Origin of the sequence: Mycetohabitans sp. B46, assembly GCF_037389205.1 — a bacterium.
Taxonomy (GTDB): domain Bacteria; phylum Pseudomonadota; class Gammaproteobacteria; order Burkholderiales; family Burkholderiaceae; genus Mycetohabitans.
The window spans coordinates 115243-139786 of sequence record NZ_JADBGL010000001.1; the positions used below are offsets into that span (position 1 = coordinate 115243).

Genomic DNA, 24544 nt, shown 5'->3' on the forward strand with positions numbered 1-24544 from the left:
AATGACCGACCGCTACATTCTTGCACTCGACCAAGGCACCACCAGTTCGCGCGCGATTGTGTTCGATCGCGGCGGACATGTCGTGTCCGTGTCGCAGAAGGAATTCTGTCAGTTCTATCCGCAGCCCGGCTGGGTCGAGCACGATCCGCGCGAAATGTGGTCAACCCAGGCCGGTGTCGCCGCCGAAGCCGTGGTCGGAGCTGGGCTCAGTGCCGCGTCGATCGCCGCAATCGGCCTCACGAATCAACGCGAGACCACGATCGTCTGGGACCGCGATACTGGCGAGCCGGTCCACAATGCGATCGTGTGGCAGGACCGCCGCACCGCCGGCTTGTGCAACGAGCTGAAGGCGCGCGGCCTGGAAACAACGGTGCGCGAGAAGACCGGTCTGCCGATCGATGCTTATTTTTCCGCCACCAAGATCCGCTGGATCCTAGACCACGTCGATGGCGCGCGCGCCAAGGCGGCGCAGGGCAAGCTCGCCTTCGGCACTGTCGACAGTTGGCTGATATGGAACTTGAGCGGACGCCAGTTGCATGTGACGGATGCGACCAACGCGTCACGCACGATGCTGTTCAATATCCATACACTGCAGTGGGACGATGCGCTGCTCGCGCTGTTCGACATCCCACGCTCGATGCTGCCCGAGGTGTACCAGTCCTCGCAGATCTACGCCGACACACAGACGAGCCTATTTAACGCAACTATTCCACTCGCCGGTGTGGCCGGCGATCAGCACGCCGCGCTGTTCGGCCAGATGTGCACGGGCGCCGGCATGGTCAAGAACACCTACGGCACCGGCTGCTTTCTAGTGATGAACACGGGCGAGCAGCCAATCGAATCGCGCAACAACCTTGTGACCACGATCGCATGGCAGATCGGCAACCAGGTAACGTACGCGCTGGAAGGGAGTATTTTCATCGCCGGCGCGCTCGTGCAATGGCTGCGCGATGAACTGGGCCTCGTCCGGCACGCACGGGACATCGAAGCGCTGGCGCGCTCGGTCGAGCATACGGACGGCGTGACCATCGTGCCCGCTTTCGCCGGACTGGGTGCACCGCACTGGAACGCCAACGCGCGGGGCACCGTGTTCGGCATCACGCGCGGCACGCAGGCCGGCCATCTTGCCCGGGCGGCCCTCGAGGCGATCGCGTACCAGTCGATCGACGTGGTCCGCGCGATGGAAGCAGACGCTGGACTGCGCATCGGCGAGCTTCGCGTGGACGGGGGCGCGGTGGAAAACAACCTGCTCATGCAGATTCAAGCCGACCTGCTCGGCGTGGACGTGGTCCGGCCTCAAATCCAGGAAACGACCGCGTTGGGTGCCGCCTATCTGGCCGGACTCGCGGTCGGCTACTGGAACGATATTGCCGAGCTACAGCAGCAATGGCAAATGGACCGGCGTTTCGTGCGCCACGCACGCGCCGAGGACGTCGAACGCGGGCTGGCGGCGTGGCATCGCGCGATCCGTGCCGCGAAGGCGTGGGCCGATGCAGCGTCATGAACCGCACTGTGTCGGCAACGATACGCCATTTTTTGCGGCCATGACTTCCGCGAGAATCGAGATCATGATTTCCGGCGGCGTGCCGCTGCCGATATCAATGCCGACCGCCCGTACGGTCTGGCAAGTTGTTCACCGTTCAGGTCCAAGGCTTTAAGCCGCGCGCCACGCGCCGCATTATTGCGATGCAACGCGAATCAAATTAACTCGCGGTCGGCACGCCACTGCAAACCGCGCGCGGCACAACGCCGCGCGTTGTTGTATGCTCCCGAATGCCGCTCGTGCGTCGTCGAACCGATGTGCGGTGGCACGTCAATACGTCTTCAGGGCGGGGTGAAAGTCCCCACCGGCGGTATGCCGCGCACCGGTCCTTCGGCCGGCGCGCGACGAGCCCGCGAGCGCCGATGCGTCGTGCAAACGCCGCGTCGGGTCAGCAGATCTGGTGTGATGCCAGAGCCGACGGTCATAGTCCGGATGAGAGAAGATGTGAGGGCACGACGCCGACAGCGCGCACACGGCCAGTTCGCCGTGCGGGCGGCTGCCCGGGTCGGTCTTCCTTCGGTTGTCTCTTGCCAGCCGTTGCCCTGAAACGTTTTTCGCCAAACCTTGCGAGGAGCGTTTCATGTCGAAACCCACACCGTTGTTCGAGCCGCCGACAGGCTCGATTCTGTACTCACGTTATCACGCCGACCCCCACGCAATCCCGCCGCGCATCGCCGCCGCGTTGCAGGCGATGCGCGACGGGCGTCCTGTCGTGCTGCAGGATGACTTCAATCGCGAAAACGAGGCCGACCTGGTCATCGCGGCCGAAAAGCTGACGATCGAGACGATGGCGCTGTTGATCCGCGAATGCAGCGGCATCGTGTGTCTGTGCCTGCCGGATGCGAAGATTCGCCAGCTTGCGCTGCCGCAGATGGTGCCGGCCAACCAGAGCCGCCACGGCACCGCATTCACTGTATCGATCGAAGCACGTGACGGCGTGAGCACCGGCGTCTCGGCGGCCGACCGGCTGACTACGATTCGCACGGCCATCGCGGACCAAGCTAAGCCGACCGACATCGTTCGTCCGGGGCACGTGTTTCCGTTGCGCGCACAACCCGGCGGCGTGCTCGCACGCCGTGGCCACACCGAGGGAACGGTCGATTTATGCTGGCTGGCCGGGCTGAAGCCGGCTGGCGTGCTGTGCGAACTCATGAATCCAGATGGCACGATGACGCGCGGTGACGATGTCGAGCGTTTCGCGACGCAGCATCGGCTGCCGATGCTGACAATCGAGGAATTGGTCGATTTCCGGCGCGCACTGGCGTGGCCGGGCACCGACGCGTCGATCCCAGCGCCCGCAGCGCTCGGCTTGAGCGCCTGCTAGTCGGCGCGACCGGGCGCCGCACGACGGCGCGCGTGTCCGTGCGGCCAGTACGCTCGGTGACGCTGCTCGCCGCCGGCGGCGAGCAGCGTCACCGCGAGCGCCACCAGCGCAACGACTGCGGCGCCCCACAGCAGCGTGGCCATGCCATCGCGTACAAGTCGATCTGGGACATGCCAGCGACGTGTGCGCGGGCCACCTGCGAATCGTGATGCCGGCATGGCAAGGTCATCCGGTGCCGCGGCTGAACGCGATTGCCCACCGCAACCGGTCCCTACCGCCGCGGCTGCGCGTGCTGCTCGACTGCTGGCGGATCGTTTGCCCACACCTTCGCCGACATGAGGGATATCACCGGCTAGGCGTATAATTCTGGCTTCTCCCGCCCCCAGATAAACGACTGCGAACGGCGACACTATGTCCAAAAAAGTCTATGTAAAGACTTTTGGCTGCCAAATGAACGAGTACGATTCCGACAAGATGGTCGACGTGCTTGGCGCAGCTGAAGGTCTTGTCAAAACCAACTCCCCGGAAGACGCGGACGTCATCTTGTTCAACACCTGCTCGATTCGCGAAAAGGCGCAGGAAAAGGTCTTTTCCGACCTGGGTCGGGTGCGCGAACTCAAGCAGGCGCGTCCCGACCTGCTGATCGGCGTCGGCGGCTGCGTCGCCAGCCAGGAAGGCGCGGCGATCGTCGCGCGCGCGCCCTACGTCGATCTCGTGTTCGGCCCGCAGACGCTACATCGGCTACCCGCGATGATCGATGCGCGGCGCGCAAGCGGCCACGCGCAAGTCGACATCTCGTTCCCGGAGATTGAGAAATTCGACAACCTACCGCCGCCGCGCGTCGAAGGCCCCACCGCGTTCGTCTCGATCATGGAAGGCTGCAGCAAGTACTGTAGCTATTGCGTCGTGCCATACACGCGCGGCGAAGAGGTATCCCGCCCGCTGGACGACGTGCTGACCGAGGTGGCTGGCCTGGCAGATCAGGGCGTGCGCGAGGTCACGCTGCTCGGGCAGAACGTGAACGCATATCGGGGCGCGATCAGCGCCGGCGCCGCCGAGATCGCGGATTTCTCGACGCTGATCGAGTACGTCGCGGAGATTCCGGGGATCGAGCGGATCCGCTACACGACGTCGCACCCGAAAGAATTCTCGCAACGGCTGATCGAGACGTACGAAAGCGTTCCCAAGCTGGTAAGTCACCTGCACCTGCCGGTACAGCACGGCTCGGACCGGGTCCTGATGGCGATGAAGCGCGGCTATACGGTGCTCGAATATAAGTCGATCGTGCGGCGGTTGCGCGCGATCCGGCCGCAGCTCTCGTTATCAACCGACTTTATCGTCGGGTTCCCCGGTGAGACCGACGACGACCATGCCAAGACGATGAAGCTGATCGACGAGGTGCAATACGACACCAGCTTCTCGTTCATTTTCAGTCCGCGCCCTGGCACGCCGGCCGCGAATCTGCATGATGACACGCCGCACGACGTGAAGCTTGCGCGGCTTCAGCAATTGCAGGCCGCAATCGAATCGCACGCGGCGAAGATCAGCGAATCGATGGTCGGCACCGTGCAACGCATCCTGGTCGAGCGCTCGGCCCGCAAGGATCCGAACGAGTTAGCCGGACGCACTGAAAACAACCGCGTGGTGAACTTCCCGGCGCCGCAGGCTTCGCACGCTCGCCTGCTCGGCCAGATGGTCGACGTCGAGATTGTCCACGCCTATCCGCATTCACTGCGCGGGGAACTCGCGCTAACGCCGGCAAGCACGCATTGACTGGCGCCCATTACGACGCATCTTGAAGACACCCCTGCCCACGCTCGAATTCACCGCGCCGCGCGACGACAACACGCGACTGGCAAACCTATGCGGTCCGCTTGACGAAAACCTGCGCCAGATCGAGCAGGCGCTCGATGTGACACTGTCGCGCCGCGGCCACCGGATCACGGTTCGCGGCCGCGCCGCAAAAGTCGCGCTGACCGCACTGGAAAATTTCTACCATCTCGCGCGCGATCCGCTGTCCGTCGACGATATCCAACTCGCGCTAGTCGAGGCGCGCTACAGTGCCGAGCACCCGGCACGCGTGCCGGGCCACGCCACCCACCGCGGCAGCGCCCGCGCGGCGGATGCCGAAGGCGCCGGCCTGCAGCCGGCTGCGCGCGCCGACGCGACGCTGGACGAGGCAGCGCCGTTGCGCCTGCGCGGCGATCCCGACCATCCGTTCGACGGGTCAGCCGACGCCGACCTGCCCGATGACGAACGCGGACCAACGCTGTACACGCGGCGCGCCGACCTGCGCGGACGCACGCCGGCGCAGCGCGATTACTTGAAGCAAATCCTGCAGCACGATGTGACGTTCGGGGTCGGTCCGGCCGGTACCGGCAAGACGTACCTGGCGGTCGCCTGCGCGGTTGACGCGCTGGAACGAGACCAGGTCAAGCGAATCGTGTTGACGCGTCCGGCAGTCGAGGCCGGCGAGCGGCTCGGCTTCCTGCCCGGCGACCTCGCGCAGAAGGTTGACCCGTACCTGCGCCCGTTGTACGACGCGCTGTACGACCTGCTCGGCTTTGATAAGACAGCCAAGATGTTTGAGCGTCAGATGATCGAGATCGCGCCGCTCGCGTACATGCGCGGGCGCACGCTCAATCATGCGTTCATCATCCTGGACGAGGCGCAGAACACCACACCCGAGCAGATGAAGATGTTCCTCACGCGCATTGGCTTCGGGTCCAAGGCGGTGATCACCGGCGACATTACGCAGATCGACCTGCCGCGGGGCAACAAGAGCGGACTGGTGGAGGCACAACAGGTACTGCACAACGTGCGCGGCATCGCGCTGACGCATTTCACGAGTGCCGACGTGGTGCGGCATCCGCTGGTCGCACGCATCGTCGAGGCCTACGATGCACACGCCAAGCGCCATCCGGACGGCGCGCATCCGGCATGAACGCGCCCCGTGCCCCGAAGCTCACGCTCAGCGTGCAGTTCCCGGCCAAGACGTTCGCCGCCCACAAGGCGTTGCTGCCGCGCGCCAGGATCGCCGGTTGGGTCCGCGCCGCGCTCTTCGCGCCCGCTGCGTTGACAATTCGTTTCGTCGACGAGCAGGAGGGCCGCACGCTGAACCGTAGCTACCGTGGCAAGGACTACCCAACGAACGTACTCACATTCGCGTACGGGGAATCGGACAATGAACCGGTCAGTGGCGACCTAGTGCTCTGTTGTCCGGTGGTTGAAAGCGAGGCGCGCGAGCAGCACAAACCGTTGGATGCACACTACGCGCACCTGATCGTGCATGGCGTGCTGCACGCGCAAGGTTACGATCACGAGGATGACGAGCAGGCACGGGAGATGGAGTCGATTGAAACCGATATTCTGGCGCGGCTCGGCTATCCGGACCCGTACACGCAACAGGGCTGAGCAAGCCCAAGCCTACCGAGAATGATGCAAGACGAACGTGGCGACCACGCCGAAACTGACGAACGCGAGCACGATGCGCCGGCGCCGCCGTGCCCACGCACGCCGGCCGGGCGCCCCAGTGCGGTGCCGCCTGGGGCAGTGCCGGGTTATCCACCTACGATCGACGGCGACGCACGACTGTTGACGGACGCGGAGCTGGCGGCATCGATCGAGCATACGCTAGTGCATTGGGACCGGGCGAGCGACTTGTGGCTGTTCGGCTATGGATCGTTGATTTGGAATCCCGGTCTGCCGACAGTTGAATCGTGCCGGGCACGCGTGATGGGCCATCACCGGGGCCTGTACCTGTGGTCGCGGGTGAACCGTGGCACGCCCGAACTGCCCGGCCTGGTGCTCGCGCTAGACCGTGGCGGCTGCTGCCCGGGCATTGCATTCCGGCTCGATGGGCACAGTGCGATGCCGCACCTGCAGGTGCTGTGGCGGCGTGAAATGTCGATGGGCTCGTACCGTCCCGCGTGGCTGCGCTGCATGCTCGATGACGGGCGCGATGTACGCGCGCTGGCATTCGTGATGCGCCGCGAAGCAGCAACTTATGCTGGCCGCGTGTCGGATGACGTCATGCGTATCGTGCTCGCCCGGGCAAGCGGCCGCTACGGCACCACCCACGACTACGTCGCGCGCACCGTCGAGGCGCTGCGGGCGAACGGCATCCCCGATGTCGCGCTCGAGAAAATGCTTGAGCGCTGCTCGGGCGAGGGCGTGCGGCCAGCCACAACCGCCATCGTGCGCGGCGTCACAGACGCGCATTCCAGTTAGTGTATCCTTTGATTACCTCCATCGCGCGTCCGGTCCCGCGGGACGCTTGAACATGAACGACCCGTATCCCAGCCGGAAAAGTCACTCGAAACATCCAGACAAACCCCGCTCGCTGCTGGAGCGCTTGACCGATCTCATCTCGCCCGAGCCGGAATCCCGTGCGGAGTTGCTCGAAATCCTGCAGGACGCGCACGCACGCAACCTGATCGACGCCGACTCGCTGTCAATGATCGAGGGCGTGTTCCAGGTCGCTGACCTGTGCGCCCGCGACATCATGGTGCCCCGGGCGCAGATGGATGCGATCAACATCGCCGACAGCCCCGATCAGTTCATTCCATTTGTGCTGGAGAAGGCGCACTCGCGCTACCCAGTGTACGATGGCAACCGAGACAACGTGATCGGCATCCTGCTCGCGAAGGACCTGCTGCGCTACTACGCGGAAGAGGAATTCGACGTGCGTGGCATGTTGCGCCCCGCCGTGTTCATCCCCGAGTCCAAACGCCTGAACGTGCTGTTGCACGACTTTCGTGCGAACCACAACCATATTGCGATCGTCGTCGACGAATACGGCGGTGTCGCCGGATTAATCACCATCGAGGACGTACTCGAGCAGATCGTCGGTGACATCGAGGACGAATATGACTTCGACGAAGAAGAAGGCAACATCATCGCAACGCCGGACGGCCGCTACCGGGTACGTGCGCTGACCGAGATCGAGCAGTTCAATGAGACGTTCGGCACGCACTACTGCGATGACGAGGTCGACACGATCGGCGGCTTGGTCACGCACCGCTTCGGCCGCGTGCCGCACCGTGGCGAAAAAGTGCGCATCGACGATTTCGTGTTTGAGATCCTGCGTGGCGACGCGCGACAGGTCCATATGCTGCTTGCCAAGCACGTGCCAGCCGGCGCGCTCGCGGCCCGCGACCGCGATGATCATTGAGCCCAGGGCAGCACCCACGCACGTCTTTCCTATACCGACAGATGGTCGATAAGCCGATCGCCGATCCCGCGCCACGCGCTGCCTCGTCTGGTTTCCCGCCGTTGCAACACGCGTCACGCAGCCGTCGTGCAACGGTGCTGCATGTGACGCTGGCAGGCACCATCGGCGCGCTGAATACGCTTGCGTTCGCGCCCACGCCACACGGCGGCTGGCTTGAGTTAGCGATCTTTGCCTGTGCGTTCTGGCTCGTTTCGCGCACCCGCACGCTGCGCGGCGCGTTGCTCACCGGTGGCGCATTCGGTTTCGGTCAATTCGTCAGCGGGGTGTGGTGGTTGTATGTGAGCATGCACTGCTATGGCGACATGCCCGCGCTCATGGCCGGTGCCGCCGTCGTGCTGTTCTCGCTCTATCTGGCCCTTTATCCGGCGTTTTCGGCCGGACTATGGCATCTGTGTCGCGCACCGCGCGGACAATGCGCAACGTTCACGCCCAGTTGGCATGCGAGCGTGGCGTTCGCCTGCGCGTGGACGTTGGGCGAATGGTTGCGCGGAACCGTCTTCACTGGCTTTCCATGGCTCGCAAGCGGGTACGCGCAAGTTGACGGTCCGCTAGCCGGCTTCGCGCCGCTCGTCGGCGTCTACGGAGTAGGCTGGGTCCTCGCGCTCGTCGGCGCATTGATCATACAGGCGGCCATGCGTATTGGTGAGGGGCGCGGTGTGGTCACGTGGCTCGTGCCAGCCGCCGTCGCCTCAGGGCTGCTCGTTTGCGGCATGCTGCTCGCGCGCGTGACGTGGACCCAGCCGAGCGGGCCTGCACTGTGGGTGCGCCTGCTTCAAGGCAACGTTGAGCAGAGCATGAAATTCGACCCGGTCGGCATCCGTCACGCCATTGCACAGTACCAGCAGCTCATCACAGAAAAGCCGGCCGATCTGGTCGTGACGCCCGAAACCGCCATCCCGTTGCTGCTGTATGAAGCGCCGCCCGAGTTCGGCACGGCGGTACGGCGCTTCGTGGACGCCACCCACACGTCGGTCCTGTTCGGCGCTGTCGGCGCAACGATGACCGAAAACGGGCCGAAGGATTTGACCAACGCGCTGTACGGGATCACGCCGGGATCGTCGGGTCTGTACCGGTACGACAAGCATCATTTGGTGCCATTCGGCGAGTTCATCCCGTGGGGCTTCCGGTGGTTCGTCGACATGATGAAGATGCCATTGGGCGACTTCTCGCGCGGCGGCTCGATACAGCCACCGTTCATCGTGCACGGGCAGTCGATCGCGCCCAATATCTGCTACGAGGACATTTTCGGCGAAGAAATCGCCCGCACGCTGCGCAGCCAGTCGCCACCAGCCAGCGTGCTGGTCAACTCGACGAACCTCGGCTGGTTTGGCAATACGATTGCACTGGATCAGCACCTGCAGATGGCAAGGATGCGCGCGCTCGAGACCGGGCGGCCGATGCTGCGCGCCACCAACACGGGCGCCACCGCGATGATCGATGCGCACGGCTCGGTTAAGGCCCAATTGCGCCGCTTCACAGTGGGCGCCCTTGACGTACGCGTGCGAGGCCGCAGTGGCATGACGCCCTACATCGTAGCCGGCAATCTAACCGTATTGGTCATATCGCTGGTCGGGCTGGCGCTCGGCTTTGGGATGGGACGCCGCGCCAGCGCTGGCCGCGCATGCGAATAGGCACGAACGTTGTCGTCTAGGAAGTCACCCAATGCCAGATCCGTTGATGTCGGGCGGCCGAGCCAGCGTTTGGCGTACGAGTCGCCTCGCTAACGCTTCAAACTCACTCGATAACACGCTCCCTGACTCAGGCAAGCAGCCGGTGACGGGCGCCAATGTGCAAGTCACTGGCCAAAGCAAATTGGGCAGCCTAGCCGCACTCAAGACGTTGGCGTGCGTGGGTGCGAGTTGCTTCCACCCTTCCGTGAAAGGGCACCCGGAACTGGCAAAAGAGCGACTCAAAAGGGGCTGCGAGGCAACAGCTAATTTTGCACAGCATCATGCACAGGCAAAGATCCTGAACTCGCATGACAAAATCTTATGCGGTCAGATGCGTTGGGATGCGGTCAAGTACGGTATATGGAAAGGGAGCATCATCAACAAGAAGTTGCATAACAATCTGGACGGTTATCAACTTGTCTCAGCGTCCCCCCCCACATAGACAGCGTCGATGCAATAGCACATGTACCGCGCGGAGACATACTCGGATGCTTCAAGTTCGGTGATGTGTTCAAGAGCGAAGATGAGATCAACGACAACGACACACCACCCCGGACACACAGCCTGCCATTCCACGTGATGATAAGCACCGGTCAAGGCAAGGCCGCCGGCAATAAAAATAGCAGTCCAATGTACCATCGCCTCTTATTGACGCATTGCCCAGCCTCCGACCTCGTGAGTAGGCGGTAATCCGCCTCCAGTGCGCACGACGCGTGCGACGCCCACGGCGTGCGCGCTCAGCCGCGCTCCCGCGGGCGTGGCTGCCAAGTTGACCCAGGTGCGTGTGCGGTCGCATGATCGACTGCGTGGGAGGCTACGGCACACTACTGGCACGCATCGAATGGATGCGGCGAGCCCAAACTTCGTTTCGCCGGCATCAACGGCAACCACGGTACGCGGCAAAGCGATCGGTCCCGCGCCCTTTTCCGCTAAAATCTCACCCTTTAGCACTTTCCTTGTCCCAGGACGGCGGCGTGTGCCGGTGCACACGTCCGGACGCTTCGCCTGAAAGGCATTTCATGCTCACGTTCCAGCAAATCATCCTGACCCTGCAGTCCTACTGGGACAGACAGGGCTGCGCGCTCCTGCAACCGTACGACATGGAAGTCGGCGCGGGCACGTCACACACCGCAACGTTCCTGCGCGCGATCGGCCCCGAGCCGTGGCGCGCTGCCTATGTGCAGCCGTCGCGGCGTCCCAAGGACGGCCGCTACGGCGAGAATCCCAACCGAATGCAGCACTACTACCAGTACCAGGTAGTCCTTAAGCCAGCGCCGGAGAATATCCTGGACCTGTACTTGGGGTCGCTGCAAGCGCTCGGACTAGAGCTGAAGCAGAACGATGTACGCTTTGTCGAGGATGACTGGGAGAACCCGACACTGGGCGCTTGGGGCCTGGGGTGGGAAGTGTGGCTCAATGGCATGGAGGTCACGCAGTTCACGTACTTCCAGCAAGTCGGCGGGCTCAATTGCAAGCCGGTGCTCGGCGAGATCACGTACGGCATCGAGCGTCTGGCCATGTATCTCCAGCAGGTCGAGAACGTGTTCGATCTGGTATGGACCGAATGGGAAGAGGACAGCCCGGCCGGCAAGGTGCTGCGCCGGCTAACCTACGGCGACGTATTTCACCAGAACGAGGTCGAGCAGTCGACGTACAACTTTGAGCAATCGAATGCCGAGTTGCTGTTCACGTTCTTCAACGCGTATGAGCGCGAGGCCCGGCGCATCATCGAGCAGCGACTCGCGCTGCCGGCCTACGAATTGATCCTAAAGGCCGCGCATACGTTTAACCTGCTCGATGCCCGCGGAGCGATCTCCGTGACTGAGCGCGCCGCGTACATGGGCCGCATTCGTGCGCTGTCGCGGCTAGTTGCGCAAGCGTACTACGATTCGCGGGAGGCACTCGGCTTCCCGATGCTGGGTGAGGCGGCTGGCGTGCATGCGCGCGACACCGTCACCGCTGAGCAAGAGGCCGCCCGCCCCGATTGGGTGCCGCCGCTAAAGGTCGAGCGCAAGCTGGACGACGCCTGAGACGACAGAAGAGAAGCCATTCCAATGAGTCAACCATCCACCCTGCTCGTCGAACTGCTGACCGAAGAGTTGCCGCCGAAGGCGCTCGCCCGTTTGTCCAATGTCTTTGCCAACGGCCTAGCCGAGCGGCTCGCCGCGCGCGACCTGATCGACGTCGCCGACGACAACTCGCTTTCGTTCGAGCCGTTTGGCACGCCGCGTCGGCTAGCGGTCGCGATCCACAACGTGCGCGCAGTGGCTCCGCCACGCCAAATACGCGAAAAAGTCCTGCCCGTTTCCGTGGCGCTCGACGCCAACGGGCAGCCGAGCGCGCCGCTAGCCAAAAAGCTCGCCGCCCTGGGCTTTCCGGACATGCCGCTCACGCGGCTGGAGCGCGCGATGGACGGCAAGACCGAGGCGTTCTTCCTAAATTACACCGCACCGGGCGTGACGTTGGAAGACGGTCTGCAGGCCGCACTGGACGAAACCCTCGCCAAGCTGCCGATCCCGAAGGTCATGACGTACCAGCGGCCGGACGGCACGAGCGTGCAGTTCGTGCGCCCGGCGCACCGGCTCGTTGCGCTGCACGCGGACCGTATCGTGCCGGTCTCGGCGCTCGGATTGGATGCGGACGCGGTCACGCTCGGCCACCGGTTCCTGTCCGAAGGCCACGTCGCGATCCTGCATGCGCACGACTATGCGCGCACGCTCGAGCAGCGCGGCAAGGTCATCGCCAGCATGCAGGCACGCAAGGAGGCGATCCGCGCGCAATTGCTCGAGCGCGCGGGCGCGGATCATGTCCTGATGCCCGAGGCACTGCTCGACGAGGTGAATGCGCTGGTCGAATGGCCGGTCGTCTACGAATGCCATTTCGATGACGCGTTCCTGCAGGTGCCGCAGGAATGTTTGATCCTGACGATGCAGACAAACCAAAAGTATTTTGCGCTGACCGACGCCAGCGGCAAGTTGCGATCACGCTTCCTGATCGTGTCGAACGTGCAAACCGACACGCCGCAGCAGATCGTGCTGGGCAACGAGCGCGTCGTGCGCCCACGGCTGGCCGACGCGAAGTTCTTCTTCGAGCAAGATCAGAAAAAAACGCTCGAGCAGCGCGTGCCGCTGCTGGCCAATGTCGTGTACCACAACAAGCTGGGCTCCCAATTGCAGCGCGTCGAGCGGCTCGAGGCGCTGGCGGCAGTCATCGCACCCAGCATCGGCGGCAACGCACAGCAGGCAGCGCGTGCCGCGCGGTTGGCCAAGGCGGACCTGCTCACCGACATGGTGGGCGAGTTCCCGGAATTGCAGGGCACGATGGGCACCTACTACGCGCGCCACGACGGCGAGCCCGACGATGTCGCGCTGGCGTGCTCGGAGCACTACCGGCCGCGCTTTGCCGGCGACGAGCTACCGTCTACCGCAATTAGCACCGCGGTCGCGCTCGCCGATAAGCTCGAGACGCTAGTGGGCATCTGGGGCATCGGCCTGCAGCCGACCGGCGAGAAGGACCCGTTCGCACTGCGCCGACACGCGCTCGGCGTGCTGCGCATCGTACTCGAAAAGCGGCTGCCGCTGGACCTAATAGACTTGTTGCGGCATGCGTACGCCCAATTCGCAGCTCAACCGCAAGTTGCCGATCCCACCAGCGCGTTGTACGGCTTCTTCATCGACCGGCTACGCGGCCTGTTGCGCGAGCGCGGCTACGACGCAAACGAGGTAGACGCGGTACTAAGCCAGAAGCCAACCCGCATCGACGACATCACCGGCCGACTCGACGCGGTACGCGAATTTGCCGCGTTGCCCGAGGCCGCATCGCTGGCAGCAGCCAACAAGCGGATCACGAACATCCTGAAGAAATCCGACGGCGCGGCCCAGCACGTCGAGACGAAGCTGTTGGTGGAGCCAGCGGAACGAGCGCTATTTGAGCAATTGCACAACGTCACGCCGACCGTGCAGGGCCGGCTGGGCTCACGCGACTACACAGGCGCGCTGTCGGCGCTCGCCTCATTGCGCGACGCGGTCGATACGTTCTTCAACGACGTGATGGTCAATGCCGACGATGCGGCATTGCGGGCGAACCGGCTGGGCTTGTTGGCGCGGCTGCACGAGCAGATGAACTGCGTGGCCGATATCTCGAAGCTCGCGGCATGATTGACAGCCGACTCTCTTTTCCGGCAAACAGCGTGAATTGACAATGCAAAAGAAACTCGTGATCCTCGATCGTGACGGCGTCGTCAACCACGACTCCGACGCATTCATTAAGTCACCCGACGAGTGGATCCCGATCCCGGGCAGCCTCGAGGCGATCGCACGGCTGAACCAGGCGGGCTACCGCGTCGTGATCGCGAGCAACCAATCGGGCATCGGTCGCGGCCTGTTCGACATGGCTACGCTCAACGAGATACACGAGAAGATGCACCGCAATCTGGCAGCGCTGGGCGGGCGGGTCGATGCCATCTTCTTCTGTCCACATACGCCCGCCGACCATTGCGATTGCCGCAAACCGAAACCCGGCCTGCTCGCGCAGATCATCCGGCGCTTCGAGATCGATGCCGCCAGCACACCGGTGGTCGGCGATTCGCTGCGCGACCTGCAAGCGGGCGCGGCGCTGGGATTCAGCTGTCACCTAGTGCTGACCGGCAAAGGCCAGAAAACGCTGGATGCGGGCCATTTGCCGGCAGGCACAACGGTCTATTCGGACTTGCATGCGTTCGCGCTCGACTTCCTTGCCGCCGAGGCCAACTGAACCGACGCCCCCGCACCACCCAAGGCCTTAAATCGCACCCTCATGCACGTAATTCGCTCGACGCTGTTCTTTATTTACCTGATCGTCTACACGATCCCGTATGCATGCGCCTGCTTCATTGCGTTCCCGTTTCTAAACGCAAACCGGCGCTATAGGATGGCCGTCGGCTGGTGCCGCTCGACGCTGTGGACACTGCGGCACCTGGTCGGCGTGAGTTGGCGCATCGAAGGCCTGGACAACCTGCCCGACAGCCCGGCCGTCCTGCTGTCCAAGCACCAGTCCGCGTGGGAAACGCTGGCCTTTCCGGCAATCATGCCGCGTCCGTTGTGCTATGTCTTCAAGCGCGAGTTGCTGTACGTGCCATTTTTTGGCTGGGCCCTCGGGATGCTGAAGATGGTGCACGTCAACCGCAACAAGGGGCACAGAGCCTTCACGTCGCTGATTCGGCAGGGCAAGGAGCGGATGGCTGAGGGCTCATGGGTGATCATGTTCCCGGAAGGCACACGGGTGCCAGTAGGCAAGCGTGGCAAGTACAAGACTGGCGGCACGCGCTTCGCGGTCGCAGCCGGCGTGCCCGTGGTGCCGATCGCGCACAACGCCGGACACGTGTGGCCGCGCAACGCCTTCCTGAAATTTCCGGGTATAGTCACCGTGTCGATCGGCAAGCCCATCGACACCTGCAACCTGAACGCTGACGAAGTCATGGCGCGCGTCGAGGAATGGATCGAAGCCGAGATGCGTCGCATCGATCCGCATGCGTATCCTGCGCAGGACGAAACGCCGGTGTATGCCAAACGCGCGTCGTCGTCCGAAGCGGTCTGAGCGCGCTCCGATACGATAGCCAGCGACCCGCGCAGCGACACACCGTCGAACCCGATAGCTATGGCTCACGCGCCCTTGCCGCGACGCGCGGTGCTCGATTTGCTCGATTCGCGTCAACTTGACCTGCCGCTGTTCGACAGCGGCAACGCATTACCGGGCCTATCCGCCGAAGTCCCGGTCGGGCCGCGGCCCGCCTTCGCGGCGGCACCCGCCAGCGGCACCTGTTCGCCCCGGCCTGACGCCGAATCGATACAACCATCGTCGGCGCCGTTGCCCTCGTTGCAAGCGCCGATGGAGCCGCTTGCCGCGCCGTTGCCACCATTACAAGCGCCAGTGGAGCCGCTTGCCGCGCTGTTGTCGCCGTTGCGTCCGTCTTCTGGCCCGACGCGCACGACACCAGCGCCATCACTGCCGACCGGTGCCACGCCGCGCAACGACGCTCAGCTGCCGGACGGCAGCCGGCTGCGCTGCGTGCACCTCGGCTCGCACCGGCTCGATTATCGGCTCAAGCGTTCCGCGCGACGCACCATCGGATTCTTGATCGACGGCAACGGACTGGCCGTCACCGCACCACGCTGGGCCACGCTGGCCGATATTGAGGCGGCGCTCGCCGAGAAGCAGCGCTGGATCTTCGCCAAGCTGGCCGAGTGGCAAACACGCACGGAACAACGCGCGCTGCCGCGGATCATCTGGGCCGATGGCGCGATCTTGCCCTACCTGGGCAAGCCGTTGGCTGTCGCCGTCACATCGTCAAGCGGCACGCTGTGGCATGACCCTGAACGAGCCGTGCTCGAGCTGGGCTTGCCATTGGATGCGCACGCGCAGCAAATCAAAGATCGCGTACAGGGCTGGCTCCAGCAGGAAGCCCGACGCCTGTTCGGCGAGCGACTCGACCTCTATGCGCAACGCCTTGGCGTGCGACATAGCGCGTACGCGCTGTCATCGGCGGCAACCCGTTGGGGGAGCTGCTCGAGCGACGGCAAGATCCGGCTAAACTGGCGCTTGATTCATTTTCCGCTGTCGATCATTGACTATGTCGTCGCGCACGAACTCGCGCATTTGCGTGAAATGAACCACAGCTCGCGTTTCTGGAATACGGTCGCGTCGATCTTCCCGGAATTCCGTGAGGCGCGCAGCTTGCTGAAAAACCATCCGCCCGAGTTGCTGCCCACGCTGTGACGCTCACCGGCGCCGTTTGGCCGCATCGCGCAAAGCCGTGCTGTGCAGGTTAAAATCCTCGCCGTATCGCGCCGTGCCTGCCGTACGGCGCTGTTATCACGTCCCCGCAACGCCATCGACATTTCAAGGATTCCATCATGCGCCTTCTTCATACGATGCTTCGAGTCGGCAACCTGGAGCGATCGCTGGACTTCTACACGAACGTGCTGGGCATGCAGTTGCTGCGCAAGCATGACTATCTGGAAGGCCGCTTCACGCTTGCATTCGTCGGCTACGGCAACGAGGACAACCATACGGTAATTGAGTTGACCCATAATTGGGACACTTCGACCTATGAGCCGGGCACTGGCTTTGGCCATCTGGCGATTGCAGTGGACAACGCACGCGAGGCATGCGACGCGGTGCGCGCGAAGGGCGGCAAGGTCACGCGCGAAGCAGGCCCGATGAAACATGGCACCACGGTGATCGCCTTCGTCGAGGATCCGGACGGCTACAAGATCGAGTTCATCGAGAAAAAACGTCCTTAATCCAGATGGCTGTTACCGCCGCGTCAGTCCGCAAGCCGTTTGATGCCTTCGCCATCGCGTTGCTGGCGCTGGCGGGCCTGACCGGCACCGTCCATGTGACCGAGTAGACGCTCGTGGCCGTCGTCGGCATCGTGTATCGTTGACTAACCGCAAAAGCAACGCCAGCGCCTTGTTGAACGCGAAGCGGCACGAGCCGACGAAGTCCGCCAAATGCTCATGGATCAATTGCCGCAGGTACTTGACGCAATCTAATCGCTTAATTAAACCAAACTCATTGAACTTAATTAGGCGATTATGCACGCATATAACATCCACGACGCCAAGACGCACCTGTCGCGACTCAGTGACCAAGCGGTGCACGGCGGCGAACCATTTGTGATCGCCAAAGCCGGCAAGCCGCTGGGCAAAGTCGTGCCGCTCGAACTCCCAGCACCTGTTCGATACAGTCGAATCGGCTTCCTGAAGGGACAGATTAGCGTGCCAGCTGATTTCGACACGATGGGCGCCGCAGACATTGAACAGTTGTTTGACGGTAACGCTGAATGAAGGTGCTGTTGGACACCCACCTAATTTTGTGGGCGGCCGCCAACGCACCTGAATTGCCGGCCGCGGCGCGCGCTACTCGAAGATCCAGCCTGCACGCCGCTTTTTAGCGTCGCGAGCCTGTGGAAGATTGTGATCAAACGCGGCCTGGCTCGCGCAGATTTTCAGGCCGAGCCACGCGTGCTGCGTTGCAGCCTGCTTGACGTTGGCTACGAGAAACTGCCGATCGTGACTGCGCACGCGTTGGAGCTCGAGCATCTACCGCCCATCCACCGCGATCCGTTCGATCGGATTTTGATCGGGTAGGCCGTTGCCGAAGGCGTACCGCTTGTAACGCACGATGCGACGATTGCAAAGTACCCTAGCCCGATTCGGCTTGTCTGAGGCCAAACCGTTAAGGGTTGCACCATGTCCAGCCAACCCATCAACTCGCTTCGCGCCGTCCGCACATGATACTTTGCGGTTTTTCCGCGCAGCTAGATCTGGAACAGTCCCCTGAAAGTCCGAACACAGTCTCCCACTTACAATGGCGGGTAGGCATAAGACTGTGCGAAATAGGTTGTTTCAAGCCTGAATCGCAGCGTAAACGTCACAGAAAGTGTGAAAGCCATTTTCAACACGTTGCTGACACTTCTACTTAAATGCCTCCGAACGCCCTAATCAACAGTACGTTTGTTAGAAACACTTGAATACTGTTAACCAAAGCGCTTGACCATGCTCATCAAAATCGCCAATATGCCTGCATCTTCCGGCGGACTATTTTTTTCTTACAGTCTTGCTGAACCTGACGCTTCAGGCCCCTTTGCCGAGCGCTTGGCTGTTCTCCCCAGATTTCTAGAGGTCATGGTTTTATTTTCATGGGTAGAAAGGCTTGCTATAAGCTGATACCCCACCTTATTTTCATCAATTAAATTTTTTAAAGCTCTAGCCAGATGGTTGTGAACCGATTTGTTAATTTTCTGAGCTTTTTTAAAGGGTATGTTTTTTATAGAAACTTGGGTTCCCTTGGGACCCAAGCCAATTGAAACCGCCCTATTCTCAGCCTTTACATTTATATCGATATCTATTTTTTCTTTTTCTCCTTCAGTGATATTTTCGCCATCCTTTATATTGGATTCAACCTTTTTTCTTAATAAATCTAAAAAACTTGATTTTTCTTCGCCATCGCCAAAATTTTTTACATAAAATTCAACCAAATGAGAATTATCATCTTTGAAGTAATTCTCGTACACATACCTTATACCGTTGCTCAATCCATAATAACCTTTTCCATTATTCCTACTACTTTCCTCAATGTTAGATTTGTTTAATATTTCAAACTCATTTTTCGTCATAGCCCTAAAAAATGAAGTTGCAGATTCAAATGAATTTGCTTCTAAATTTTTATCTATACTCAAAATTTTTTCCTTTAGTTTCGCTTCCGACAAATTAGCATAAGAACCTTCTTGCCGAACGGTCAACTCGCCGATCGCTCCCTCTTCTTCATAAGACGCAGTGTCTTCAGAAAAGTCCGAATGTCGTCGGTTTGATAAAAATTTTTGAACAGCCTGAGCACCAGATACAGCTGGTTCAGTAACTTCATCATCAAGCTGGTCAGAGACATCATCCCGGCGCTTTAGCTTCGCTTTGGCCTGGTTTGATTGAAAAAATTTTTTTGGCATTATCTACCTCATTTTTATAACTGCAAGACAGGAAGCGCAACATGACAATAAATGCCGCTATAATCTAAATTTAATCCATGTTGCCGACATGTCACCATCAAGGCGGCAACCTTTATTTATTAAAAACATAATTGTGAGATTATTTGTATAAATTTTTCGAGAACCGCCGTAAAGATATTCCGAAATTTCCTTCGGATTTGGCTCGATATACGGACGCCTAGCCTTTTTCTGTTGGCTGGACTTCTGGCTATAAAATTTAACCATAATTCACCTCGTTGACAGCCTATGTATATGTAACCTCTTAGACGACACAAATCGCGCTGCCCCAACCTAATAATTTTTCTGGCGGAAAATCCGAATAGGCTGTCACAGCCAACCCCAGTCAGTTGTCGGTGCCATCTGTGTATTGGAACGCTCGTTGCGCTGCAGACGCGAAAAGGAAGTATCCGCTCGTCAACCAGCATCATCAACAAAGATTTTCACCCCAGTCACTTCCTGAACGTCCACTGGCACCTGCACGCCAAGCCTCCTCCACTCATCTTCATTCTCGTTAATCACCCGGGACAGCACCTCGTGCGTCTCCTCATCAAGCAGCCCGCTCACATGAGCCGTCGGCGGCTCGTTAGGATTTGTGTACTCGCAGGTCACCGCCAGACGCGCCAGTTGCACACGCGCCAATTGCACTTGTTCTATAGCCAGTAATGCCAGTACTTTGTCTACCAGCACACGCTTGAACGACAACGATTTGTCGTAGTCCTCCCACGACTGTGCTGCCGATGGCATAAGTTGCGCATTCAGCACTGGCTGTTCCTTCTCAGCCTGGCCAAGTCCTAATTTAATTGGAATCGTTACCTGAAAATTCAGGCATAGCCGAGGCCGATCGTCCAACGATTGCCAGAAATTGCCCAAGCCTGACAAATGCTCTGATGGCGCAATGACTCGTGAGAATGACGGCAAATTCAGATTGTTCCTCAGACTCTTATCCCAATCCGCATTGAGCAGCGCATTGAGTACCGCATTCATTACCACCATGGGTTGACTAACCGGCCCCATCTTGTTTTCTGGGCGCCGCTCCCAATACGTAATTAGGTAACAACAGCGTACGTTCACTTGTCGAGGATCAAATTTTCCCGTCCCTGCGACGTACTGGCGCGATTGCCCATGCCGCAATTCCAGGTCCTCTTGAATATCGTACAGGAATACACACAGCGTTGGGCAATCCGGCGGATTGTCCTTATCCGGCATGTCAAACCGAATTTCGACTGGCTTCGGTAAATACGTGTTCAAGGTCATCTCGATTTGCGCATTGAGCATTAGTAACGACTTATCGCTGAGCGCGAAATGCGTGGGTTGGTTACTTTCCATGTTCTCCGCCCTAGTACGTTATTATCTGATGACCGCACGCCACAGCGTCACACTGACAGTTGCGGCATAATGCGCCCGGTCTTACTCAATTCACGGCGCACCGCGCGCTCGATATCGGCCCTATTGACTGCTCGCCCCTGCTCAGCTGCGAGCCAGCTCGCGAGCAGCGCGACGTTGCGAATGCCCGCGCCGGTCAATTCCATGACCGACGCAAGCTGCGCAAAATCCACTTCCTCGTCCACTGCCACCTGCGCCGGCCAAATCGCACGCCACATTTTTTCTCGCAAATGGGCATCTGGTGCTTCAAAGCGCGTCATGAACGTTAGCCGGCGCGTGAACGCGTCGTCTAGATGCCCGCGGTTATTTGTTGTCAGCACCACGAGCCCCGGATACTGCTCCAATCGTTGCAGCAGATACGACACCTCGATGTTAGCGTGCCGGTCCTGTGCGTCCTTCACTTCGCTGCGCTTGCCAAACAGCGCATCGGCCTCGTCGAACAGCAACACACCGGTGTCGCCCCCAGCCAGATCAAAGATCCGCGACAGGTTCTTTTCCGTTTCGCCGATATATTTGTTGACCACCGCCGACAGATCCACGCGGATAAGCTCCACGCCCAATTCGCCGGCAAGCACTTCGGCGGCCATCGACTTGCCGGTGCCCGACTCGCCGTAGAACAGCGCGCTAATGCCCGTTGCATTGCCAATCTTGCACGCAAACCCGCGCGCGAGCACCACGTCGCGCTGCCGGATCGCCGCAATAATCTCATGCAGTTGCTCGGCCAAATTTGGGCTAACAATCAAGTCATCGAACGTGCGCCGCGGTGATACGCGCTGCGCGAGCGAGCCAAAGTGTTGCTGGCCCCGCACGCGCAGCGCCTGATGCAGATCGGCTGGTGTGAGCGGCGCCTGCGCGTCGCGTAGCGCCCGATAGCCGTGCGCCTCCTGCAGCGTGCACTCGAGTGCATCCGGATTGAACCGCGTGTGCCGCAGCAACGCTGTCAGGTTCCACCCGTGGCCGGCCGGGCTCAAACTGGCTTGCAATAACCGCGCATCGTCCTCGCGGGTGCGCGGCGGCAGCGTTACACGCACCTGCGGCAGGGTGGCAAACACGTTGCCCGCATCTTGCCCGGACCATAACCCCACCACCGGCTGCCCATGTTGCTCCAGTCGGGACGCCAACGCGTTAAGCAATCGCCCGTGCCGTGCCACACCGTCGGTAAGCTGTTGCAGCACCAACACGCTGCCGTGCAAGCGCGCTTCGCGCAGCACCGCGAGCAGCACTGGCCATGCCTCGTCCGATTCGTCCGGCAATGCCGCCAGGTTGACGATCAGCGTCGGGCGGTCCGCATCGTGCGCCAGCTGCGCGATGAACGCCAGGCAGCCGTCGGTTTGGTGCAACAATAATAACGGGACATGTTTTGGCTCAGACTCAAAACAGCACGCTGCGATCTGCTGCGCGCATTCAGCCCACGAGCCGTCACGCAGTACGTCACCGGAGCGAGAGGCGGACCACCACTGCGCCACCTGTGTGAGGGCCATGGGCAGCGATGTCGCATCTGCGCCGCTTAAGTAGCGATAAACGGTCTCATCCACGCGCAAGTACAACGCGTCGTCGCGCGTGCTCGCGCGACCGTTGCGCTCCGCCAAGTAGACAAGGCCATGGTGCACCAAAGCGCCAGCGTCTGTGCCAAGCAGGTGGCGGTGCGCGATACGCTGCACAGGCGTCGCGCTAAAGAGCGTCAACGCAAATTCCAAACTGGGCCAACTCGCGCCTTCATCTCCTTGCAAATAGGCAATCAGCACACGATAACGCGGCTCGAATAGCGGCAGCACACACAACACCAGTACCTGCGTCTCGAACAAAGTGAGCCCGAATCGCTCGATCACCTCGGCCAGTCGCCCGTGTGCATCCGGCGCATGCAGCGTTGTCCACGACGCGGCATCGTCGCTGCACCAATACGGCATGCCGCGTGGTTGCGCGCATGTGGCCTCGAGCTGTTCTTCCGGCTGGAGTAACCCAGCGAGATTGAAACGGTCGTCCTCGTGTTGCTGCTGCCAGACGAGCAATTGCTGCACAACCTGCTCGACATACTCAAGCCACGGCCCAAGCGCCTCGAATGCCGCGCTCACAGGCGCCCGCCCGCCTTGCGCCTCGGCCCGCTTGGCCAAGGGGTGCCACTTAGTGCCCGGCGCGGGCGCATTGAGCGATTGAGAAGTAAGGATCTTCATGCGAGCCACTCCACTTCAATGGGGCTTGATAGCCACGGTAGTGTTATCTGCGTCAGCGGCCATGGCACCTGGGACAACAGCACATCGGTCGCATCCCGTTCCACTATTAAGGTGAGATGCTTCGTGTCTGCCGCCAGCATGCCCGTGCGTTGCAGAAAAAACGCGCGTACATCGGCAGCGCTTAAGCGCTGCAGGCCCGGCAGCACCGCCATTGTCATGTTCAGCCAGCGGTCTGCCTCTTCCTGTTGCGGCCCGTCCAGCACCGGCCAGTCGATCGGCTGCACGTCGTCGGGCAGCGGTGGTAAGCCACATAGCAGGCGGGGCACCGGCACGCGCCAATCGGCTGGCGGTGTCTGCCCGGACGCGAGCCAGTCCAGCAACGCGATGGCGCGCCGTACGGCATCCGGCGCCCAGCCATTGCCGGCATCGATCAGCTCAAAGGTTTGAAGCAGACGCGGCAACATCGGCCATAGCAACACCAAACCCGCGTTCGCCACGACCAGCGGCTCGGCTTCAACGAACGGGTTTGGGCGGTGTTGCGTGGGAGCGAGCGCCTGCTTGGCCCGCATCGCGCGCTCGGCGGCCAGCGCGTCGCGCTCTCGTGACGCATAGCCTGCCGAACTGGATGCACGCAGCCCCGATGCCGTGGCAGGCGACGGTGGGCGCCCATCTGGCAGATTGAGGGCCGCCTCCAGCCGTTCGCGCAGCTTGGCCGTCAGATGCGTGGGCCAACGCGTCGAATCCGGCTCGCCGAACTGGGTTGTTAGCAGCGCACGCAGCATATGCCGCATCGGCTCGGTTAGCCGCTGAGTCAGCAGCGCATCGAGGCACGCGTCGAGCGAAGGATCCGGACTCCGCGCAGCCGTCGTCGGGGCAGTTTGATGGCCGAAGAACAACAACGGGCGCAATGTCGGCGCGATGACCGCTGGTGCACTCCCTCGGCTGACCTTCGCCTGCGCCGCCAATGGGTAGCGCTGCAAGGTCAGCAACGCGCCAAGCGGCAACAGGGACGACCAGTCTGGTTGAGACGGCAAAGGAATGCAGGTGGGCGCAATCAGCCAAGCGAGTAGCGCGCGCAACGCGGCTTCGTCCTCCCCGGCAATCAGCCGGTGTCGGGCGCACGGTTGCAAGCAGCGCTCAGCCAACGCAAGTCGGGCCTTGGACGCGTCGTCGCGCGCGTGCAGCTGGCTCGTTTGGATCAGACGCATCATGCAAGCATGCGGGCTGGGGACGAGGCCGCCACTTGGCCCATTAAACGCGCGGTCGGGCGCCACCCACACGCCCGTGTCCAGATAACGCAGCAGCGCCGTCCAATCGGATGGACCGGTCCTCGCGGCCACGCGCAGCGTGTCCGAGTGTGTTGCGCGCCGTGGTGCCACCGTGTCCTCGGGCAATACGGGTACCCCTGTGCTCGCACGCGCCTCCAAGGCGGCCTGCAACGCACGCGCCAGCTCGACGGGCACCCGCTTAAGTAACTCCGGCTCAAACCTTTCCAGCGCAACGTCGTCCACGTCGATGACCAGCCGGTCCACCTGATACGGCTCATCGCCACGGCCGTCGTCACATTGCTCGATCACGCGTGCGATGTGCGGGCGCAGCGTATCGTGAAATAGCCGGCTACAACGGTGTTGTAGACGATCCGCATCATCCAATGACACGCGCAGACGGAAGTGAAACTCGTCGATTTGGTTACGCAT

At 61.3% G+C, this 24544-nt stretch carries 20 protein-coding genes, 2 pseudogenes and 1 riboswitch; of the genes and pseudogenes, 16 read left to right on the forward strand and 6 right to left on the reverse strand.

The genetic code is table 11. From position 1 onward, the window contains the following. Position 1: 1 nt before the first annotated feature. On the forward strand, positions 2–1504 hold the full coding sequence (gene glpK, locus IHE30_RS00570; protein ID WP_337687974.1) for a glycerol kinase GlpK: 1503 nt from the start codon (positions 2–4) through the stop codon (positions 1502–1504). A gap of 9 nt (positions 1505–1513) precedes the next feature. On the opposite strand, the pseudogene IHE30_RS00575 reads toward glpK, so the two are convergent. Next, positions 1514–1686: pseudogene (locus IHE30_RS00575) on the reverse strand (XdhC family protein); the annotation flags it as partial. 130 nt (positions 1687–1816) lie between these two features. Further along, a riboswitch (FMN riboswitch) is annotated at positions 1817–1991 on the forward strand. 132 nt (positions 1992–2123) lie between these two features. Here IHE30_RS00575 and ribB point away from each other — a divergent pair. After that, the gene (ribB, locus tag IHE30_RS00580) at positions 2124–2867 is read left to right on the forward strand and encodes a 3,4-dihydroxy-2-butanone-4-phosphate synthase (protein WP_337687976.1); all 744 of its coding nucleotides are present in this window, start codon (positions 2124–2126) and stop codon (positions 2865–2867) included. Here the strand turns inward: ribB and IHE30_RS00585 are convergent. Then, positions 2864–3010, reverse strand: coding sequence for a hypothetical protein (locus tag IHE30_RS00585; RefSeq protein ID WP_337687978.1), 147 nt, complete (start codon positions 3008–3010; stop codon positions 2864–2866). The genes ribB and IHE30_RS00585 overlap by 4 nt on opposite strands. Before the next feature lie 268 nt (positions 3011–3278). Between IHE30_RS00585 and miaB the strand changes: the two genes are divergently transcribed. The 14 genes and pseudogenes from miaB to IHE30_RS00655 all read left to right on the forward strand — a co-directional run bounded on the left by miaB (position 3279) and on the right by IHE30_RS00655 (position 17977). Beyond that, positions 3279–4640: a tRNA (N6-isopentenyl adenosine(37)-C2)-methylthiotransferase MiaB gene (miaB, locus tag IHE30_RS00590; protein ID WP_337687979.1), complete on the forward strand. Its 1362-nt coding sequence runs from the start codon at positions 3279–3281 to the stop codon at positions 4638–4640. 22 nt (positions 4641–4662) lie between these two features. Then, a complete protein-coding gene (locus tag IHE30_RS00595; RefSeq protein ID WP_337687981.1) occupies positions 4663–5811 on the forward strand; it encodes a PhoH family protein in 1149 nt (382 codons plus the stop codon). Beyond that, a complete protein-coding gene (ybeY, locus tag IHE30_RS00600; RefSeq protein ID WP_337687982.1) occupies positions 5808–6281 on the forward strand; it encodes an rRNA maturation RNase YbeY in 474 nt (157 codons plus the stop codon). Before IHE30_RS00595 ends, ybeY begins: the two co-directional genes overlap by 4 nt. A gap of 21 nt (positions 6282–6302) precedes the next feature. Then, positions 6303–7097, forward strand: a complete 795-nt coding sequence (locus tag IHE30_RS00605; RefSeq protein WP_337687984.1) for a gamma-glutamylcyclotransferase — start codon at positions 6303–6305, stop codon at positions 7095–7097. 52 nt (positions 7098–7149) lie between these two features. Then, positions 7150–8040: an HlyC/CorC family transporter gene (locus IHE30_RS00610; RefSeq protein WP_076786115.1), complete on the forward strand. Its 891-nt coding sequence runs from the start codon at positions 7150–7152 to the stop codon at positions 8038–8040. Positions 8041–8081: 41 nt separating this feature from the next. After that, positions 8082–9731 carry an apolipoprotein N-acyltransferase gene (gene lnt, locus IHE30_RS00615; RefSeq protein ID WP_337687989.1) on the forward strand — a complete coding sequence of 550 codons (1650 nt, stop codon included), beginning with the start codon at positions 8082–8084 and terminating at the stop codon, positions 9729–9731. A 1058-nt stretch (positions 9732–10789) separates the two neighbouring features. Beyond that, positions 10790–11800 carry a glycine--tRNA ligase subunit alpha gene (gene glyQ, locus IHE30_RS00620; RefSeq protein ID WP_337687991.1) on the forward strand — a complete coding sequence of 337 codons (1011 nt, stop codon included), beginning with the start codon at positions 10790–10792 and terminating at the stop codon, positions 11798–11800. 24 nt (positions 11801–11824) lie between these two features. After that, positions 11825–13927, forward strand: a complete 2103-nt coding sequence (gene glyS, locus IHE30_RS00625; protein WP_337687993.1) for a glycine--tRNA ligase subunit beta — start codon at positions 11825–11827, stop codon at positions 13925–13927. Between the two features lie 43 nt (positions 13928–13970). Continuing rightward, on the forward strand, positions 13971–14522 hold the full coding sequence (gene gmhB, locus IHE30_RS00630; RefSeq protein WP_337687995.1) for a D-glycero-beta-D-manno-heptose 1,7-bisphosphate 7-phosphatase: 552 nt from the start codon (positions 13971–13973) through the stop codon (positions 14520–14522). A gap of 42 nt (positions 14523–14564) precedes the next feature. Next, positions 14565–15344: a lysophospholipid acyltransferase family protein gene (locus tag IHE30_RS00635; protein WP_337687997.1), complete on the forward strand. Its 780-nt coding sequence runs from the start codon at positions 14565–14567 to the stop codon at positions 15342–15344. Positions 15345–15635: 291 nt separating this feature from the next. After that, positions 15636–16523, forward strand: coding sequence for a M48 family metallopeptidase (locus IHE30_RS00640; RefSeq protein ID WP_337688361.1), 888 nt, complete (start codon positions 15636–15638; stop codon positions 16521–16523). A 137-nt stretch (positions 16524–16660) separates the two neighbouring features. Beyond that, a complete protein-coding gene (gene gloA, locus IHE30_RS00645) occupies positions 16661–17050 on the forward strand; it encodes a lactoylglutathione lyase (protein WP_337687999.1) in 390 nt (129 codons plus the stop codon). 294 nt (positions 17051–17344) lie between these two features. Then, entirely contained in the window at positions 17345–17596 is a 252-nt protein-coding gene (locus IHE30_RS00650; RefSeq protein WP_337688001.1) for a type II toxin-antitoxin system Phd/YefM family antitoxin, read from the forward strand. Beyond that, positions 17593–17977 (forward strand): annotated as a pseudogene (locus IHE30_RS00655) (type II toxin-antitoxin system VapC family toxin). The gene IHE30_RS00650 and the pseudogene IHE30_RS00655 overlap by 4 nt, the downstream one beginning before the upstream one ends. 383 nt (positions 17978–18360) lie before the next feature. Here IHE30_RS00655 and IHE30_RS00660 read toward each other — a convergent pair. The 4 genes from IHE30_RS00660 to IHE30_RS00675 all read right to left on the reverse strand — a co-directional run bounded on the left by IHE30_RS00660 (position 18361) and on the right by IHE30_RS00675 (position 24544). Then, positions 18361–19254 carry a hypothetical protein gene (locus tag IHE30_RS00660; RefSeq protein ID WP_337688003.1) on the reverse strand — a complete coding sequence of 298 codons (894 nt, stop codon included), beginning with the start codon at positions 19252–19254 and terminating at the stop codon, positions 18361–18363. Between the two features lie 453 nt (positions 19255–19707). After that, entirely contained in the window at positions 19708–20619 is a 912-nt protein-coding gene (locus tag IHE30_RS00665; RefSeq protein ID WP_337688006.1) for a DUF4255 domain-containing protein, read from the reverse strand. A 47-nt stretch (positions 20620–20666) separates the two neighbouring features. Continuing rightward, positions 20667–22847 carry an ATP-binding protein gene (locus IHE30_RS00670; protein WP_337688007.1) on the reverse strand — a complete coding sequence of 727 codons (2181 nt, stop codon included), beginning with the start codon at positions 22845–22847 and terminating at the stop codon, positions 20667–20669. After that, entirely contained in the window at positions 22844–24544 is a 1701-nt protein-coding gene (locus IHE30_RS00675; protein ID WP_337688009.1) for a contractile injection system tape measure protein, read from the reverse strand. The genes IHE30_RS00670 and IHE30_RS00675 overlap by 4 nt, the downstream gene beginning before the upstream one ends.

Excerpts from the sequence above, each read along its gene's own strand:
- glpK (WP_337687974.1), top strand. The coding sequence starts at position 2 with ATGACCGACCGCTACATTCTTGCACTCGACCAAGGCACCACCAGTTCG.
- ribB (WP_337687976.1), top strand. The coding sequence starts at position 2,124 with ATGTCGAAACCCACACCGTTGTTCGAGCCGCCGACAGGCTCGATTCTG.
- IHE30_RS00585 (WP_337687978.1), bottom strand. The coding sequence starts at position 3,010 with ATGGCCACGCTGCTGTGGGGCGCCGCAGTCGTTGCGCTGGTGGCGCTC.
- miaB (WP_337687979.1), top strand. The coding sequence starts at position 3,279 with ATGTCCAAAAAAGTCTATGTAAAGACTTTTGGCTGCCAAATGAACGAG.
- ybeY (WP_337687982.1), top strand. The coding sequence starts at position 5,808 with ATGAACGCGCCCCGTGCCCCGAAGCTCACGCTCAGCGTGCAGTTCCCG.
- IHE30_RS00605 (WP_337687984.1), top strand. The coding sequence starts at position 6,303 with ATGATGCAAGACGAACGTGGCGACCACGCCGAAACTGACGAACGCGAG.
- IHE30_RS00610 (WP_076786115.1), top strand. The coding sequence starts at position 7,150 with ATGAACGACCCGTATCCCAGCCGGAAAAGTCACTCGAAACATCCAGAC.
- lnt (WP_337687989.1), top strand. The coding sequence starts at position 8,082 with ATGGTCGATAAGCCGATCGCCGATCCCGCGCCACGCGCTGCCTCGTCT.
- glyQ (WP_337687991.1), top strand. The coding sequence starts at position 10,790 with ATGCTCACGTTCCAGCAAATCATCCTGACCCTGCAGTCCTACTGGGAC.
- glyS (WP_337687993.1), top strand. The coding sequence starts at position 11,825 with ATGAGTCAACCATCCACCCTGCTCGTCGAACTGCTGACCGAAGAGTTG.
- gmhB (WP_337687995.1), top strand. The coding sequence starts at position 13,971 with ATGCAAAAGAAACTCGTGATCCTCGATCGTGACGGCGTCGTCAACCAC.
- IHE30_RS00635 (WP_337687997.1), top strand. The coding sequence starts at position 14,565 with ATGCACGTAATTCGCTCGACGCTGTTCTTTATTTACCTGATCGTCTAC.
- IHE30_RS00640 (WP_337688361.1), top strand. The coding sequence starts at position 15,636 with ATGGAGCCGCTTGCCGCGCCGTTGCCACCATTACAAGCGCCAGTGGAG.
- gloA (WP_337687999.1), top strand. The coding sequence starts at position 16,661 with ATGCGCCTTCTTCATACGATGCTTCGAGTCGGCAACCTGGAGCGATCG.
- IHE30_RS00650 (WP_337688001.1), top strand. The coding sequence starts at position 17,345 with ATGCACGCATATAACATCCACGACGCCAAGACGCACCTGTCGCGACTC.
- IHE30_RS00660 (WP_337688003.1), bottom strand. The coding sequence starts at position 19,254 with ATGCCAAAAAAATTTTTTCAATCAAACCAGGCCAAAGCGAAGCTAAAG.
- IHE30_RS00665 (WP_337688006.1), bottom strand. The coding sequence starts at position 20,619 with ATGGAAAGTAACCAACCCACGCATTTCGCGCTCAGCGATAAGTCGTTA.
- IHE30_RS00670 (WP_337688007.1), bottom strand. The coding sequence starts at position 22,847 with ATGAAGATCCTTACTTCTCAATCGCTCAATGCGCCCGCGCCGGGCACT.
- IHE30_RS00675 (WP_337688009.1), bottom strand. The coding sequence starts at position 24,544 with ATGCGTAACCAAATCGACGAGTTTCACTTCCGTCTGCGCGTGTCATTG.